The organism is Pseudobythopirellula maris (assembly GCF_007859945.1).
Classification (GTDB): domain Bacteria; phylum Planctomycetota; class Planctomycetia; order Pirellulales; family Lacipirellulaceae; genus Pseudobythopirellula; species Pseudobythopirellula maris.
On the sequence record NZ_SJPQ01000004.1, the window covers coordinates 434,970 to 452,105 of the forward strand.

Consider the following 17,136-nt stretch of genomic DNA (forward strand, 5'->3'; position numbering starts at 1 on the left):
CGAAAGGGGGCGGAGCGGGGACTCTCATGCTAACGCACCCGCCCGACTTAGGGCAGCCTGAACCGACGGGCCGCTCGCCACCGGCTTGGGAGACCCAAGAAAGCGCGCTCCCCGTCGTCCTATGACCGGCGTTACGGCAGGTGGGTGAAGTCGGGCGCCGTTGCCTCCGCTAGCGTCGCGGCTCGCCGCCGCTTGTCGGACTGGGCCCACTTGCGGTTGACGGCCCACAAGGACGCGATCGCTAGCACGGCCATCCCCCCCATCACAGCGCCGGCAAACGAGCCGGTAGCGGCGGGGGCGGCGAGCGGGATCGGCGCTGCGCCGATGAGCAGCGGGGCGAACTGCCGACGGTCTTCCACGCCCCCATCGGCGGGTCGGCGGGTGCGATAAGCCCACTGCTTAAGAAGGAACCCCGGCATTCGCACCGGCTGATTGATCCGTTCGCCGAGCGGAAAACCGGCCGGCAGCCGCGGCACGCAGAACACCACCGGCAGGTTCTGCGAGTCGGGGGCGTAGAGCTCGAGCTCGTAGTAATGGTCGACGCCCCAGCGGGCGGCCGCCTCGGGGCAAGCGACCCGCACCGCCCGCCGCACGGCGCCCTCGAGCAGGATCAGCTCGCCGCGGAGCGACGCGATCGCGCCGTAGAGAGGCGCCACCGAGTAGCGACCCTCGTCGCCGAGTCGCGAAACCTCGGCGGCCAGCTTGCGGCCGCGCGGCGTCGGCTGGGCGGACCGCTTCTGCTCTATGCGTTTGACGTAAGCCGGAAGGCCTTCGGCGGCGAGACGCGATAGTTGGGCGGCGTCGGTTTTTTGCATCGCGGCGAGGGTGGCGTAGAAGGCGTCGCTCTCGGCGGCGGTGAGACGCGACTTGTCGGTCAGGCCGTCGTACAGGCCGAAATCGACGCCCAGCGAGCCGAGCATCGCCACGCCAAGCCGCCGGCTGCCGGCCGCCTCGTCGGGCTCCCACACGAGGCGCGCCGCGGCGTAGACCGGCCGGCTGTCGCCCGCCCGCGTCAGGTCTTCGCCCACCGCCACCGCGGCGAGTCGGGCCGGCTCGTCGAGCGGCCCGCACGGGGGCCAATCGTCCGGGGCGTCGGCCACGGCCACCGTTGCCGTCACGCCGTCGGCGCGGCGGACCTCGACGAGCGCGGCGCCTTGCTCGTGGTCGATTCGTTCGATCGCCACCGCGCGGCCCTCGATCAGCACGGCGCCTGCGCCCCGCACCGCGGCGTCGCGGACGGCTTCGTCGATTTGCGCGAGCCGCCTGGTGAAAGCCATCGTCTCGGCGAGGCCCGCCTGGCCGAGTGGGCCTGCCTCGGCGAGTCCGTCGAGCCGCTCCTGGGGCCAGCCGGCGAGAGCTAGCAGCTCGGCCATCGGCGGCGATTGCTCTGCTGGTTGTTTTGGCGCGGGCGGCGCCGTCTCGTGGCCGGCGGCGATCGTCGCCGGCGCCGGGCCCGGTCGCACGCGACGCGCGAGCACCGTGGGGGAGACGCCCACGCCCTCCTCCCAGCGGTATGAGAGGTTCTTGAAAAAGTACCCCTCGGCCCACCCCGCCGCGGGCGTTTCGCCCACGGGCGGCGGCTCCTGGATCGTGTAGAGCGTGATCGGCCAGACGCTGTCGCCGTCGCCTTGCAGCACCACGCGGTAGAGACTTGTGAGGCCAACTGCGTTCTCCCCCGGGTCGACGCGCTCGACGCGTCGCACCACGCCCGCCACGCGAACCGCGCGGCCGCGGTAGGCGTCGCCTTGGGCGACGAGCTGCGCGTAGCCGGCCGCTGCGGCGTTCTTCGCGAGCTCGGCTTCGTGGTCCGGGTCATCGAGTCGTTCGAGAAGTGCGAACCACGCCTCGCGTTCCTTCGCACGGAACGGGGCGTTGTCTTTGATCGACTCGAGCAGTTGCGGCTCGAGCACCGGGGGCGCCTCGGGCGACGGGGGCTGCTCGCCACCGGGGGCCCCCAGCAGTTGGCCGATCGCCTCGACGCCCCGTGGGCCACGGATGGCGTTCGTCGCCGTGGCGACGAGGGCGAAGGCCAGAACGAGAGAAACCAGCCGCCAAGCCGCCGCCGGCAGCCCCCCCGCCCTCCCGCCTCTCGCGCCACGAGTGGGGTGAGGGTTTTGCGTGTTGTGACGCTCGAATCGGAGCATGCGAGGCCCATGGGGCAGCGCCAGGCAATAGTTGCGGCGCCTGGGAAAACCGCATTCCGTGCGTGGGGCAAGCGTACCCGCTCGCCGTAAATCGTATTATAGGAAGTCTTTAAGCCGTCCGCTGGGCCGATGCTGCCGAGCGAGCTTCGGACTTTTTAGGAAAGACGCCCTGCCCTGCTGCAATAAGCCCGGCAAGCGCTGGCGAAAATCTTCACGTGTGGTGCGACAACTCGCAAACCCCGCGTGGGGAAAAGGTTAGATTGCTCGCGCTACCACCGGCGGCACGTTGATTATGATGAAAGGCGTGGCGCAGGCAGGAAAAATCGGCCCCCGGCGTCCGCTGAGGGTTCGCCCGTTGAAGGCCGTCCGGGGAAAGATCGACGTCGCACCCGGCTTCCCATGAACCTTACATCCCTCCGCTAACCCTGGGGCTCCTGCGTGGCGCTCAAGCGAAGCGATTTTAAAGACCTTGTTGAAGGCCATGCCCCGGCGCTCTATCGGCTTGCCTATCGGTTGATGGGCGATTCGCACGACGCCGAGGAGATGGTGCAGGAGACGCTGCGCAGCGCCTGGACGAGCCGCGATCGGTTCGACAGCGACCGCGGCGAGCGGGCCTGGCTCGCATCGATCCTGCGTCGCCGGGTGGTCGACCGTTGGCGCCGCATCGGCCGCCGGCCGCCGACCCAGCCGGGCGATCACGTGTTCGACGTGGCGATCGACGGCGACGACCCGCTGGCCAACGACTACAGCGACGAGATGCAGCGGGCCCTGGCGCAGCTGCCCGAGGAGATGCGCGAAGCGCTGCTGCTGGTGGTGGTCGGCGAGCTGACCCACCAGGAGGCGGCCGACGTGATGGGCGCCCCGCTGGGCACCATCCTGTCGCGCGTCAGCCGCGCCCGACAGCGGCTGAGGCAATATTTTACGGTGGAGTCCACTCCGACCTGAGAAGCAGCAACGCTACCGATTTTTCCCGCGCCGTTGTCGGCGCGGAATCCCGATCGCATGTCGCCCAAGGCGACAGGAGTTTGGTGAAACTATGACCAACCCGTTCAACTCTCTCGGCTCCTCAGACAGCGGCCTGCTCGACGGCTGGGACAAGATCCTGCCCGGCGACTACCTGTCTGACGAAGAGAGGGCCAAGCAGGCCGATCGCGAGCGCATCGCGCAGTCGCCGGTCGACAGCGCCGCGCCGGAGAAGAGCCTCGTCGACACGCCACTGCCCGAAGGCATGATGGGTCGCCTGCGTCAGTGGGTCGACACACTGCCAAGCGACAGCGAGTCCACCGGGGAGGCGGCCGAATAACTTTTTTGTACGAATGACCAATGACCAAGCCCCAATGACCACTACTTACGGGAAGCATTCCCTCTTGGTCATTGGGGCTTGGTCATTGTTCATATACCCTCCGGCCCGCGTCGCCCGTGCGACCCACGCCGCACTCCCGCAGGGCGCATCTGCGGGTCGCCCTGATTAGATGGCCTCCCTCGCTTGGCGGCGGCTTCTGCCGGCCGAGAATCTTTGGCTCGGTGGCCCCCGCCACCGGAGGGCCAGTAGAATAGGCAGTACGCACCTGCCCTCTTCTCGCCAGCCAGCACCGACCCATGTCGCGGCGTCCCCGCCAAACCCTGACCGCTCGCGCCACCCTGCCCTGGGCCTGGCCTGCGCTGGCCTTCGCTCTGGCGGCTTGTTGGTCTCCCGGCGCCGCGGCCGAGAGGGCCGATGACTTCCTCAAGGCGCTCCGCGACCAGGGCCACCACGACCTGGCTTTGGACTACTTAGAACGGGTCCAAGACGATCCGCTGGTCAGCGACGCGTTCCGCGAGCGGGCGCCGTTCGAGCGAGTGGTGTCGCTGATCGACGTGGCGCAGCGATCGCCCTCGCCCACGAAGCGGCGCAGCAATCTGCAGCAGGCCTCCGCGGAATTCGAGCGGCTTTCCACGCCGACCGGCCACGAGAGCGCAGCCGCGGCGGCCGCCGATCGGCTCGCCCAGGCGCTGGCCGCCGCCGGCCGGGCGGACCTGGCCGAAGCGGCCCGGGCGTCCGACGACGCACAGATCGAGCAGCAAACGACCGCCGCCCGCAGCGCTTTGGAGTCGGCTCGCGCGCGGTTCCACCAAGCGCAGCGGTTGCTCGAGAAACGGCTCGACGATCTGAAGACCGCCGCGCCGGGAAGCCCCGAGTCGGCCGAACGGGCCGAGGCCCGCAGCGGCTCGGTGCAAGCGCAGCTGCAAGCGGCGCTGATGCTCCGCGAGATGGCCGCGACCCAACGCGAGGGCTCGGCGCCCTACCGGCGGCAGATGCGGCAGGCGGCCGAGGAGTTCGGCGCGCTCTACGAGAGCCAATCGAAGTGGCTGGTCGGCCTGTACGCGCAGCTTTACGAGGGACGCTGCTACCTCGACCTGGGCGATCGGCAGCTCGCCCGCGCGTCGTTCGCCTCGCTGCTGACCCAACCCGCCACGCAGCCGGAGTTCCGCAAGCTGATCTCGCTGGCCCACGCGGCGTTGGTCGAGGCGGCTCTCGAGGAACAAGCACAGCAAGGCGCCGGCGAGGAGAGCCTCAAGGCGTTGGCCCAGTCGATCGAGGCGCCCGCCCGCTGGTGCAAGTCACTGCCGGCCAGCCAACGCGACACCGGCGAGTCGGCGACACTCATGTACTGGCTCGCCGTGGCGACCGAACGGATTGATGGCGTGACCCCCGAGGCGCGCGAGTGGATGCGAACCGCAGCCGACGTGCCGAACGAGCGGCAAGCCGAGGCCCGCACCGCGCTCGCGTCGTACGGCGTCGACGGGGCGCCGAGCGTCGACCGCACCGAGCCGGAGAGCTTCGCCGCGGCCATCGAGTTGGGCCAGCAAGCGTTGCGCGCCGCCGGCGGGGCCGAGACGACCGCCAGCGTGGCCCGCCGGGCGAACCCTTCGGCCGTGGCTGAGCTCAACGCCCAAGTCGCCGCCCATCGAGCGGACGCCCGGTTCTACTTCGAAGCGGCGATCAGGCTCGCCGCCGGCGCGGGGGTGGGGGGCGGCGGCGAGGGCGTTGCGATCGAGCGGCTCAACGAGGCCCGCTACCTGCTCGCCTATTTGTACTGGCTCGCCGAAGACGACTGGCGTGCGGCCACACTCGCCTCGTTCATCGCACAGCGGCGCCCCGAGGACCCCTCGGCAGAAGGCGCCGCGCGGCTAGCGCTTGCCGCCCTGGGCCGTATGCAGCAACAAGCACTCGCCGCGGGCGAGCCGGACGCCTTCGAAACCAATGCGCTGACGCGGGTCGCCGAATTTGCCGCCGGCCGTTGGCCCGGCACGACAACCGAGAGTGCGGCGATCGACGTGCTGATCGGCGCAGCCCTCCGCGCCGGGCGCCGCGACGAGGCCGAGGCGGCGCTCGCCAAGCTGCCGGCCGAACGCCGCGCCGAGTACGAACTCAAACTGGCCGCCGCAGGCTGGGAAACCATCGCCCGCAACGCCGAGGCGCCGCCCGCCGCGCGGGCCGCCGCGCTGAAGGCGCTCCGCGAAGCGTTGCAGGCGGTCGACAAGTCGGGCGGCGTCACGGCGACCGAGACCACCGCCGCGCTCTATCTGGCCCAGGCCGAGATCGACGGCGACAGCCCCCGGCGTGCGATCGAGCTGCTCGACGACCAACGCAACGGCCCGCTGACGCTCGCCGAGCGTGGCGACCCGGCCGCGGCGCGGCCCGGCTTCGCCCTCGAGGCGTACAAGGCGGCCCTGCGGGCCTTTGCCGCCTCGGACAGCTTGCCGGCCGAGCGGTTCGGCGAGACGCTCGACCAACTCGAGTCGGCCTCGGGCGACTCGGACCTGACACGGCGGATCTTCCTGAGCGTGGGGGTCGAGCTGCAGCAGCGGCTCGGCGCGCGGCTCGCCGCGGGCGAGCCTCCCGGCGCCGTGTCCGAGGCGCTCGGCGAACTGCTCGACCGCCTGGCGGGCGCCGCCGAAAGCTGGAACACCGGCCTGTGGGTCGCCCAAACGCACACCGGCCTTGGCGACGCGGCCGCCGCGGGCAGCGCCGAGGCCGGCGCCCACTACGAGGCGGCGGCCGCCGCCTACCGCGCGTTGCTCACGCGCGTGAAGAGCGACCCGGCCTTCGCGCCGGCCCCGACCGCCGGGCTCGCGTTGCGGTTGCAACTCGGCAAACTCGAACAGAAACGCGGCAACTTCGAGGAGGCGGTCGAGGCGTTCAGCGCGTTGCTCGTCGAGCGGCCGACCATGATCGACGTGCAGCGAGCCGCCGCGCTCGCCTACCAGTCGTGGGGCGAGAAGGAGCAAGACGCCGAGCGGATCGAGGCCTCGATCCACGGGGCGCTCAAGGCCGACGGCGGCTCGGGCCACCTGGTTTGGGGCTGGCGCAAACTCGCCGCTGTCACTTCTCGGGCCGCCAAGACCAACCCCAAGCACCAAGACTTGTTCTACGAGTCGTGGCTGAACGTCGCCCGCTCGCGTTACCTGGCGGCGCTGCTGGCGACAGGCTCCGACCGCGAGGACCAACTCGGCAAGGCCGAGAGCACCGTGCGCTCGATGCGTCGCCAGTACCCCAACCTTGGCGGCGACGAACGGCTCGCCGAGTACGACGCCCTGCTGCGCGACATCCAACGCGCCCAGGGCAAAGCGCCGACCGGCCTGTCGGGCTCCGGCGGTTGATTCCTTGTTGGCTAGAGACAGTGACACGCAAAAGACGCCACGGGGCGATCCAATGATTGGCCCCCAAAACAGATCCCCCTCGATTTTCGTTTGCTTTGTAGCGCCCTCTTGGGGCCATCGTCCTTGAACCCTTATCGCGGCAGTCACATGCGAAACCTCGCCCTTATCGCCCTCGCCCTCGTGTGGTCTTCGTCGGCCGGGCTGGCCCTGAGCGACCAGGTGCGCAAGCACAGCGGGACCGACAGCGGCGAGATCACCGACACCTCCCCGCTGGCGGTCACGATCAAGAAGGGCTCGACCACCAAGGAGATCCCGCTCGTCGAGATCGTGCGAGTGGTGTTCGACGGCGAGCCCTCGGCCTTGGGGCAGGCGCGCGTCAACGCCCGCAACGGCGGCTACCGCACCGCGCTGAACAAGCTCGGCACGCTCAAGCCGCGCGACCTCCGGGGCTTGGTGCGCGAGGACCACGAGTTTTACACCGCCTACTCCAAGGCGAAGCTCGCCTTGCTGGGCGAGGGCGAGCTGGGCGACGCGGGACGCGAGCTCGGCGCGTTTCTCAAATCGCACCCCGAGAGCTTCCACACGCTCGAGGCGACCGAGTTGGTGGGCGACCTGCTGGCGGCCGTGGGCAAGGACTCGTCCGCCACGCGGATGTACGCCAAGCTCGCCGCGACGCCGTGGCCCGCGTACCAGGCGCGCGCCTTGGTGCGGACCGGCGAGCTGCTCGAGCGGCGCGGCGACCACGCCGAGGCGATCGAGCGGTTCGAACAGGCCGCCCGCCTCGCCGAGGGCGACCCGCTCTCCGAAGAGCAGCTCTTGGCCGCCCGGCTCGGCAAGGCGAAGAGCCTGGCGGCGAGCGGCTCGGCCGACGAGGCCGCGTCGATCGCCCGCGGCGTGATCTCCGAGGGCGACCCCGAAGACGCCGCCGCGCAGGCGGCCGCTTACAACGCCCTGGGGGCGAGCCGCCTGGCCGCCGGCGACGCCAAGGACGCCCTGTTCGCCTACCTGCACGTCGACCTGCTCTACCCGCAATCGGGCGAAGCCCACGCCGAGGCGTTGCACCATCTTGCCGACTTGTGGAACCGAGTCGGCAAGCCGAGCGAGTCTCGCGCCGCGCGCGAAAAGCTCAGCCGGGAATACGCCGGCACCCGCTGGGCGAAGCGTTAGCTCCCAAACGGGCGAGACCCTAACGATTGGGCGAGCGCGGCGGGCAGGACAAGCTTGGCGGGGGCCTAACTCACGACGTTTCTCCCCGACCGCACGCGTGCTTCTGGACCGGGCCGCGGTGAGTGTGCATGATTGGTCTAAGTGTTTGACGCCGCTCATCACGCCCCACGAACCCGACCGCAAGGACACGCGATGCCACTCTCCCGCGGCCCCGGCGCCGAAGCGCCCTCACGCTCGCGCCCGTTGCTCGCTACGCCGATCGCCCTGCTAGCCGCCGCGGTGGTGTTTGCCGCGCTGCTCGCCGCGGCGCCGGAAGCGCTCGCCCAGCCCGGCGCCGACGCCGTGGCCGCCGAAGCGACGGCCGCCGCGACCGAGCCGCCGCGCACGAGCTACCTTTCTTGGGCGTTCAAGTCGCTGGGCATCGGTTACAGCCTGGTCTTCTTGGCCCTCTCGTTCACGCTCGTCTCGCTGCTCGTGATGAACGCGCTCAAGGCGAGCCGCGGCAACCTGGCGCCGCCCGACCTGGTCGAGGCGTTCGAGTCGCACCTCGACGCCAAGCGCTACACCGAGGCGTACGAGCTGGCCAACACCGACGAGTCGTTCCTCGGCAAGGTCTTGGCCGCCGGGCTCGGCAAGCTCTCGGGCGGCGGCGACTACAACCAGGCGATCGAGGCGATGCAGGAGGTCGGCGAGCAGGAGAACATGCGGCTCGAGCACCGCTTGGGCTACATGGCGCTGATCGGCTCGATCAGCCCGATGATCGGCCTGCTGGGAACGGTGCAGGGCATGATCGGATCGTTCAACGTGATCGCCACGTCGCCCACCACCCCCAAGCCGAGCGCACTGGCCGAGGGCATCTCGACCGCGCTGTTCACCACGCTCGTGGGGCTGGCGATCGCGATCCCGGCGATCGCGATCTACAACGTGCTGCGCAACCGCATCGCCCAACTGGTGCTGGAGATCGGGATCACGAGCGAGGGGCTCATGAGCCGTTTCCAGAAGGTGGGGAAGTAATCCTATTCCCTCCCCCTGGTGGGGAGGGCTAGTGAGGGGGGAAGCCCCTGGCGCACGGGCAACATTGGAAAGTAAGGCAGCAGATGTTTCAAAAGCGGCAGCACCAGTACCCAGGGTTGCCCCCCTCCCCGCCCCTCCCCGCCAGGGGGAGGGAGTAAACCATGCGATTCAACCGCAAAACCTACGCCGGCGTCGTCGAGGGGGACATGACCCCGATGATCGACATGACGTTCCAGCTGATCGCGTTCTTCATGGTGCTGATCAACTTCTCCGACACGGAGCAGGACCAACGCGTGAACCTCCCCTCCAGCGAGTTGGCCAAGCCGCCCGAGACCGCCTACGTCGAGCCGATCACGATCCAGATGACCGCCGACGAGACGATCTTGTTCGGCAGCCGCGAGTTGGGCTCCGGCGAGGCGGGCATCGAGGAGCTGGCGGTCGACCTGAAACGCGAGGCGCGGCTGCTGCGAGCCTACGGCAAGGTGGGGCTGGCGGAGGTCACCGTGGTGATCCGCGCCGACCACAACGCCCGCACGGGACGGGTGCAGGAGATCATCCAGGCGTGCCAAGAGGCCGACTTCGAGACCTTCGCGTTGCGTGGTCGCCAGAGCGACGTGACGACGCTGTACGAGTGACAACGTATTCTCTCCCCCTTAATTGACCTTTCACCTCTAGCCTCGCTTCGATGAAGATCCGCCACAGCGATCATCGCGACAAGATCGAGCTGCAGATGACGCCGATGATCGACATCGTGTTTCAACTGCTGATCTTCTTCATCATGACGTTCAAGATCGTGCTGCCCGAGGGCGACTTCAACGTGCGGATGCCGCTCGCCGCTTCCGAGTCGCCGGCCCCGCCGAGCGAAACCCCCACGCTGCGGCTGGAGATGACGGCCGACGGCGAAGGCAAGCTCGTCGAGTTGCGTCTCGGCGACTTGGTGTTCACCGGCGAGGACCGCTTCGCCAAGCTCCACGCCCACGTCCGCTCGCTGGTGGGCGACGCCGGCGGCCCCGGCGTGGCGACCGACCAGGAGGTCGACATCGACGCCGACTACGGCTTGCGCTACGACTACGTGATGCGGGCCATCACGGCGCTCACCGGCTACATCGAGAACGGCCAGCGGCACCAGCTGATCGAACGCGTGCGGCTCACGCCACCCGACGAGGCGTGAGCGGGGCGACCGCAGGCGGCGCCGGCCGCGCTCCTAGCGTCGCGGCGGCGGCTCGGCCAAGATAGACCGGCATGGAGCCCACGCCCCGCAACAGCCCGCCGCAGCCGCCCCCCCGGGGCGACGAACCGCCGACCACGCAGCAGACGGTCCAGCGGCTGATGGACCAGTACGCCGAGATCGCCCGGCTCGCCGGCGGCCTGGCGCACGAGATCAAGAACCCGCTCTCGACGATCCGGCTGAACATGCAGCTGCTGGCCGAGGACCTGCTTCCTGACGGCTGGGACGAGAACGACGAGGACGCCCGGCCCCTCTCGCCCGCCGAGCTGCGCGCTCGCAAGCGGATCGAGGCGGTGCAGCGCGAGTGCGCCCGGCTGCACGACCTGCTCGACGACTTTTTGGTCTACGCCAAGACACGGCGGCTGACGCTCGAGCCGCGCGACCTGAACGTCGAGATCGCCGACACGCTCGACTTCTTCGAGCCGGAGTGCGAGGCCGCCGGGATCGAGATCGTGCCCTATCTCGAGGCCGACCTGCCGGGCGTGATGCTCGACCGCGAGGCGTTCCGCGGCGCCCTGATGAACCTGCTGATCAACGCCAAGCAGGCGATGCAGGATGGCGGGCAGATCGTCGTGCAGACCCGCTCGCACGGCTCGGCCGTGTCGGTCTACCTCACCGACACCGGCTCGGGCATGGACGACGCCACGGCGGGCCGCATGTTCGAGGCTTTTTACTCCACCAAATCGGGCGGTTCGGGCCTGGGGCTGCCGACCACGCTCAAGCTGATCGAGGCCCACGGCGGCACGATCGCCGTCCAGAGCGAACTGGGCCGCGGCACACGGTTCACAATCGAGCTGCCGGCCGTGGCCCGCCTGGCGGCGGATGGGAGGGGCTAGGGGTTAGGGACTAGGGGTTAGGGACTAGAGGCGGACGACCTCCGGTCGTAGCTAGCCCCTAGCCCCTAGCCCCTAATCCCTCATAATTCCCTCCTATGGCAAAGGAGAAACCACAGGCCCAGGCGGGGCCGCCGATCCGGGTGCTGGTTGTCGACAACGACGCGGCGCACGCCGACGCGATGGCCGAGAGCCTGCGCAAGGTCGGCTACGAGTGCTCGGTCACCGAGCGCGGCGAGGAGGCGGCCGAGATGCTCGGCCGCGGCTCTTACGAGATCGTCGTCACGGACCTCGTGATGCCGGGCATCGGCGGGCTCGAGCTCTTGGACCGGGTCAAGGAGACGCTGCCCGACGCCGAGGTGATCCTCGTGACCGGCCACGGCACGGTCGAGTCGGCGGTCGAGGCGATGCGCCGCGGGGCGTTCAACTACCTGCTCAAGCCGCTCGACCTGGCGCAGCTGCGGGCGGTCGTGGACAACGCCGCGCGGAGCCAGCACCTGCGGCGGGCGAACGCCGAGCTGCGCCGGCGGCTCGACGAGCGGTTCGGCTTCGAGGGGGTGGTCGGCAACAGCGAGCCGATGCGGCGTGTGATCGAGCGCTTGGCCCGCATCGCGCCGACCGACGCCACGGTGCTGATCCAGGGCGACACCGGCTGCGGCAAGGAGCTCGTGGCCCAGGCGATCCACCAGAACAGCCCCAGAAAATCGCGGCCCTTCGTCGCGCTCAACTGCGGCGCGCTGAGCGAGAACATCCTCGAGAGCGAGCTCTTCGGCCACGTCAAAGGGGCGTTCACGGACGCCTCGCACGACCGCGTGGGCAAGTTCGAGTACGCCGACGGCGGCACGCTGCTGCTGGACGAGGTGGGCGACATGCCGTTGCCGACGCAGATCAAGCTGCTGCGGGTCCTCGAGTCGGGCGAGATCACCCGCGTCGGGTCGAACGAGCCCAAGAAAGTCGATGTGCGGATCTTGTCGGCCACCAACCGCGACCTGGAGGCCTCGATCGCCGAGGGGACATTCCGCGAGGACCTTTACCACCGGCTCAAAGTGGTGACCGTACGGCTGCCGCGTCTGGCCGAGCGCCGCGAGGACCTGCCGCTGTTGCTCGATCACTTCCTCAAGACCCAGTCCAAGCACCACCACAAGGAGATCGGCTCGGTCTCGACCGCCGCCCGCCGGCGGCTGATGGCTTACGACTGGCCGGGCAACGTGCGGGAGCTGAAGAACGCGGTCGAGAGCATGGTGGTCGTCGACCTCGACGGCGTGCTCGACCTCGACGACCTGCCGGAGCAGTTTTACACGCCCGGCGAAGCGGGCGAGGCGACGGAGAGCGGCGCGGGGGTCGGCGGCGGCGACGCGTTGGCCGACCTGGTCGGCAAGCCGATCTCGGCGATCGAGGGCCTGTTCATCGGCGAGACGCTCAAAGTCACCGGCGGCAACCGCGAGGAGGCGGCCAAGATGCTCGGCATTGGCGAGCGGACTCTCTACCGCAAGATCAAAGAGTACGGGCTGAACTGAACGAACCACGGATTGCACGGATGGGCACGGATAGAAAGAAGGACGGTAGCCACGAAAAGGCACAATAGAGCACGAAGAAAAAAGAAGTGATGGGCGCCGACGACTTTGGCTCCGTTCCCAACTCCTTCTAAGAAGAACCGGTACGCAGCCTCCGTTCGGCCGTCGTCTATCGTGCCTTTTTGTGCCTTTTCGTGGCTATCTCCAATCCGTGCCCATCCGTGAAATCCGTGGTTAAAACGAAGCGCAGAAGAACAAGGAAGCTCGAATGCCCGTGATCCGTCCCCTGCCGACCGCCGTCGTCAACCAGATCGCCGCCGGCGAGGTGGTCGAGCGTCCGGCGTCGGTGGTGAAGGAGCTGATGGAGAACGCCGTGGACGCCGGGGCCACGCGCGTCGACGTGGCGATCGAGCGTGGCGGGGCCGACCTCGTGCGGGTCAGCGACAACGGCCGCGGCGTGGCGCCCGACGAATTGCTCTTGGCCGTCACCAACCACGCCACCAGCAAGATCGCCTCGGCCGACGAGTTGTTCCGCGTCGGCACGCTCGGTTTCCGCGGCGAGGCGCTCGCTTCGATCTCGGCGATCAGCCGCTTCCTGCTGCGCAGCCGCCAGGAGGGCGCCGCCGAGGGCGCCGAGCTGGCGGTGCTCGGCGGCTCGGTCGGCGAGGTCGCCCCGGCCGGCTGCCCGGTGGGGACCACCATCGAGGTGCGCGATCTGTTCTTCAACACGCCCGTGCGGCAGAAGTTCCTGAAGACGCCCCAGACCGAGATCGGCCACGTCACCGAAACGTTCACCCGGGTCGCCCTGGCGGCGCCGTCGGTCCACTTCACGTTGTCGCACAACGGACGCACGCTGCACGATTTGCCGCCCTGCGGCGGGCAAGGTCGCCAGGACGAGCTGACGGGCTGGCGCGAGAGGATCGCCGCTCTGTTCGGCGACGACTTGGCCGCCGGCCTGATCGAGGTGGCCAGCGACGAGCCGCTCGAGGAGCAGCAAGACAGCGGCCCGGCCGGCTCGGTGCGGCTCAGCGGCTTTGTCGCCCACCCGTCGCACAGCCGGGCGAACAACCGCTTGCAGTACTTGCTGCTCAACGGCCGGGCGATCCGCGACCGGGCGCTGCAGCACGCCCTGGGCGAGGCGTACCGCGGGCTGATGATCACCGGACGGTCGCCGATCTGCTTCCTGCGGCTCGAGATGCCGCCGCACCTGGTCGATGTGAACGTCCACCCGACGAAGCTCGAGGTGCGGTTCGTCGATTCGGGCCGGCTCTACAGCCAGCTGCTCGGCACGCTGCGCAGCAAGTTTCTGGCGAGCGACCTGCGTTCGCTTGGCCAGCAAGGCGCCGAGCCGCGCGACGGCGACGAGGCGGCCGAGGCGGCCGCCGGCGAGGGCGACCTGGTCGGCTGGGCCAAGAGCCGGCTGTCGCAGCGACGTTTTGACGGGCCGCACGGCGACGCTCCTGCCTCCGCTGGCCGCTCGGGCGGCGCGGCGCCGTTCAAGGCGTTCCCCGCCGACCGCACGCCGGTGGGCGAGCCGCTCGCCCTCAGGCGGTTCACGCCCGATCCCGACCGCACGGGCGCCGCCATGGGCGTCGCCGCCACTGATCCACGGTCGGAGCAGGCCGCCGAGTACGCCACTGAGTACACAACGCCGTCCGAGCCTCTCGCAGTCGCCGGCAAGGCGATGCAGCTGCACAATCGCTACCTGGTGGTCGAGACCGAGAGCGGCATGGAGGTGATCGACCAGCACGCGCTGCACGAGCGGGTGCTCTACGAGCAGATCCGACCGCGGGCGCTGGCCGGCGGGCTCGAGAAGCAGAAGTTGCTGGTCCCCGAGCCGGTCGACCTCACCGCCGAAGAGGCGGCCGCCGTGCTCGAGAACCGCGAGCTGCTCGGGCGGCTCGGCATCGACGTCTCGCCGTTCGGCGGCGAGACGGTCCTCGTCGAGAGCTGCCCGGCGATGCTCAGGCGGTTGCGTCCCGAGGAGACGCTGCGCGGCTTGGTCGAGAAACTGCTCGCCTCGGGCGAGGCGCCCGACGGCGTGACGGAACGCGACATCGTCGACGAGCTCTTGCACTCGATGAGCTGCAAGGCGGCCGTGAAGTACGGCGACCCCCTCACCGACGAGGAGATCGCCGCGCTGCTGGCCGCCCGGCCGGGGACCGAGAACCACCACCACTGCCCCCACGGCCGGGCGACCTCGCTCGAGTTTAGCTGCGACGAGCTCGACCGCCGGTTCGATCGGGTTTGACGGGAGAGGTGAAAGGTCCGTGGTGGGAGGCCGGGGGTGACGGCGGAGCCCTTTGCCATCGGCCCTGGCTTGAGACACAATATTAGATTCGCCCTCGCGGCCCCGCTCTGCTCGAGCATTCCCTGACCTCTCGCCTCCGACCTCTCTCCTTCCTCTATGATTTGCGTAAGCATCGGCCGCAGCCGGCACAAGCACATGCTCGCCGAACACCGCCACCTGGTCGACCAGGGGGCGCAGCTGGTGGAGTTGCGGCTCGATTATCTGAGCACGCGGGTGAACATCGCGAGGCTGCTGGCCGACCGGCCTTGCCCGGTGATCGTCACCTGCCGTCGCGAGGCGGACGGCGGCAAGTACACCGGCACCGAGGAGCACCGGCTCACGCTGCTCAGAGAGGCGATCGTCGCGGGTGTGGAGTACATCGACCTGGAGGACGACATCGCCTCGCAGGTGCCGCGGTTCGGCAAGACCAAGCGGATCATCAGCCACCACAACTTCCGCAACACGCCGGAGAACCTCGACGAGCTGCACGCCGAGCTCGCGGGGCTCGACGCCGACATCGTGAAGATCGCCACGATGGCGCAGAAGACGCGCGACAACACGCGGGTGCTCGAGCTGATCAAGAAGCACGACAAGCCCACGGTGGCGATGTGCATGGGCGACATCGGCACGCCGTCGCGGATCCTCGGCGCCAAGTTCGGGGCGCCCTTCACGTACGCCACGTTCCACCACGAGCGCGCCCTGGCGCCCGGTCAGCTGAGCTTCCAGCAGATGACCGAGATCTTCCACTACGAGAAGATCAACGCCGACACGGATCTGTACGGCGTGATTGCCGACCCGGTAGGCCACAGCCTCAGCCCGTTGATCCACAACGCCCAGCTGCGGGAGCACGACCTCAACTCGGTCTACTTGCCGTTCCGCGTGCCGGTCGACTCGTTGGCCGATTTCGTCGAGGACGTGCCGCGGCTGGGGATCAAGGGCCTGAGCGTGACGATCCCGCACAAGGAGGCGATCGCCCGCCACCTGACGAAGGTCGACCCGGCGGCCAAGGGGATCGGGGCGGTCAACACGGTCGTTTTCCGTGACGGTCAGGTGATCGGCTACAACACCGATTACAAGGGGGCGATGGACTGTCTCGAGAAGGTGCTCGGGCACGACTCGGCCGAGAAGCCCGACGCCCCCAGCCCGCTCGCCGGACGGCGCGCGCTGGTGCTCGGCGCGGGCGGCGCCGGGCGAGCGGTGGTGTACGGCCTGAAGAAACGCGGCGCGGCGATCACGATCGCCAGCCGCACGAAGGCCCGCTCCGAGAAGCTCGCCAAGGAGTTCGAGTGCCGTGCGGTCGACTGGAACGCCCGCCACAACGCCGCCCCCGAGGTGCTCGTGAACTGCTCGCCGATCGGCATGCACCCGAACGTCGACGAGACGCCCTTCAGCAAGGCTTACCTCAGGCCCGGCATGATCGTGTTCGACACGGTCTACAACCCGGAGTCGACCTTGCTCGTGAAGGAGGCCCGCGAGCACGGCTGCCGCGTGGCGACCGGCGTCGAGATGTTCGTCAACCAGGCGGCTTTGCAGTACAAGCTCTTCACCGGCCAGGAGGCCTCGAAAGAGCTGATGCGCGACACGATCAAGCGGGCGATCGGCCCCGTGAAGTTCTAGAGCGCACTGCTGGTAGCCGTAGCGTCGTTTTCGCCTTGTCGACGCCGAATCACACCGCCACACACGCTACGCATCTGTGCGATTCGCACCAGGAAGGACCAATGAACAAGCCATGCCCGATTCCCCACCGCGTTTCTTCCTGACCGGCTACCGCGGCGTCGGCAAGACGTCGGTCGCCCGCGTCGCGGCCGAGCTCCTCGGCTGGTCTTGGGTCGACGCGGACGTGGAGGTCGAACGCGTGGCGGGTCGGTCGATCGCCGAGATCTTCGCCGCCGACGGCGAGCCGGGGTTCCGCGACGCCGAGGCCGCGGTTGTCGCCGAGCTCTGCGGCCGCGAGCGCTGCGTGGTCGCTTTGGGGGGCGGGGCGCTCCTTCGGCCGGCGACCAGTGAGCTGGTCCGCACGGCGGGGCCCGTGGTCTGGCTCACCGCCACGGCGGAGACGATCCACCACCGCCTGGGCGCCGACCCGACGACCGCCACGCGGCGGCCGAAGCTGACCGACCGTGGCGGCTTGGCCGAGATCGAGCAGCTGCTCGCCGAGCGCGAGCCGCACTACCGCGAGTGTGCTACGCTTACGCTCGCGGCGGACGAGCTGAGCCCCGCCGAGCTGGCCGAGAGGATCGTGGCCGAGCTGGGGCTTGGCGGCTAACCACTTCCGAAGGGTCGCCGGCACGCAACCTCGCCC

Annotated in this window: 13 protein-coding genes; 12 read left to right on the forward strand and 1 reads right to left on the reverse strand. The window is 69.3% G+C overall.

Annotated features, from left to right (window positions below):
- Positions 1–131 precede the first annotated feature (131 nt).
- The gene (locus Mal64_RS17980) at positions 132–2,144 is read right to left on the reverse strand and encodes a hypothetical protein (RefSeq protein ID WP_146402913.1); all 2,013 of its coding nucleotides are present in this window, start codon (positions 2,142–2,144) and stop codon (positions 132–134) included.
- Between the two features lie 438 nt (positions 2,145–2,582).
- Here Mal64_RS17980 and Mal64_RS17985 point away from each other — a divergent pair, with 438 nt between their 5' ends.
- The 12 genes from Mal64_RS17985 (at position 2,583) to Mal64_RS18040 (ending at position 17,100) form a co-directional block, all read left to right on the forward strand.
- Positions 2,583–3,089, forward strand: coding sequence for an RNA polymerase sigma factor (locus Mal64_RS17985; protein WP_146402916.1), 507 nt, complete (start codon positions 2,583–2,585; stop codon positions 3,087–3,089).
- Between the two features lie 91 nt (positions 3,090–3,180).
- Positions 3,181–3,447 carry a hypothetical protein gene (locus Mal64_RS17990; RefSeq protein WP_146402918.1) on the forward strand — a complete coding sequence of 89 codons (267 nt, stop codon included), beginning with the start codon at positions 3,181–3,183 and terminating at the stop codon, positions 3,445–3,447.
- Between the two features lie 296 nt (positions 3,448–3,743).
- Entirely contained in the window at positions 3,744–6,788 is a 3,045-nt protein-coding gene (locus Mal64_RS17995) for a hypothetical protein (RefSeq protein WP_146402920.1), read from the forward strand.
- Between the two features lie 147 nt (positions 6,789–6,935).
- Positions 6,936–7,955, forward strand: a complete 1,020-nt coding sequence (locus Mal64_RS18000) for a hypothetical protein (RefSeq protein WP_146402922.1) — start codon at positions 6,936–6,938, stop codon at positions 7,953–7,955.
- Between the two features lie 192 nt (positions 7,956–8,147).
- Entirely contained in the window at positions 8,148–8,969 is an 822-nt protein-coding gene (locus tag Mal64_RS18005; RefSeq protein WP_146402924.1) for a MotA/TolQ/ExbB proton channel family protein, read from the forward strand.
- 161 nt (positions 8,970–9,130) lie between these two features.
- Positions 9,131–9,604, forward strand: coding sequence for an ExbD/TolR family protein (locus tag Mal64_RS18010; RefSeq protein WP_146402926.1), 474 nt, complete (start codon positions 9,131–9,133; stop codon positions 9,602–9,604).
- A 50-nt stretch (positions 9,605–9,654) separates the two neighbouring features.
- Positions 9,655–10,140, forward strand: coding sequence for an ExbD/TolR family protein (locus Mal64_RS18015; protein WP_146402928.1), 486 nt, complete (start codon positions 9,655–9,657; stop codon positions 10,138–10,140).
- 71 nt (positions 10,141–10,211) lie between these two features.
- A complete protein-coding gene (locus Mal64_RS18020) occupies positions 10,212–11,033 on the forward strand; it encodes a two-component system sensor histidine kinase NtrB (RefSeq protein ID WP_146402930.1) in 822 nt (273 codons plus the stop codon).
- A gap of 95 nt (positions 11,034–11,128) precedes the next feature.
- Positions 11,129–12,547, forward strand: coding sequence for a sigma-54-dependent transcriptional regulator (locus Mal64_RS18025; protein ID WP_146402932.1), 1,419 nt, complete (start codon positions 11,129–11,131; stop codon positions 12,545–12,547).
- Between the two features lie 265 nt (positions 12,548–12,812).
- Positions 12,813–14,795 (forward strand): DNA mismatch repair endonuclease MutL, encoded by a 1,983-nt coding sequence (mutL, locus tag Mal64_RS18030; protein ID WP_146402934.1) that lies wholly within the window; start codon positions 12,813–12,815, stop codon positions 14,793–14,795.
- Positions 14,796–14,951: 156 nt separating this feature from the next.
- A complete protein-coding gene (gene aroE, locus Mal64_RS18035; protein ID WP_146402936.1) occupies positions 14,952–16,451 on the forward strand; it encodes a shikimate dehydrogenase in 1,500 nt (499 codons plus the stop codon).
- 112 nt (positions 16,452–16,563) lie between these two features.
- The gene (locus Mal64_RS18040; protein WP_146402938.1) at positions 16,564–17,100 is read left to right on the forward strand and encodes a shikimate kinase; all 537 of its coding nucleotides are present in this window, start codon (positions 16,564–16,566) and stop codon (positions 17,098–17,100) included.
- Positions 17,101–17,136: the final 36 nt, after the last annotated feature.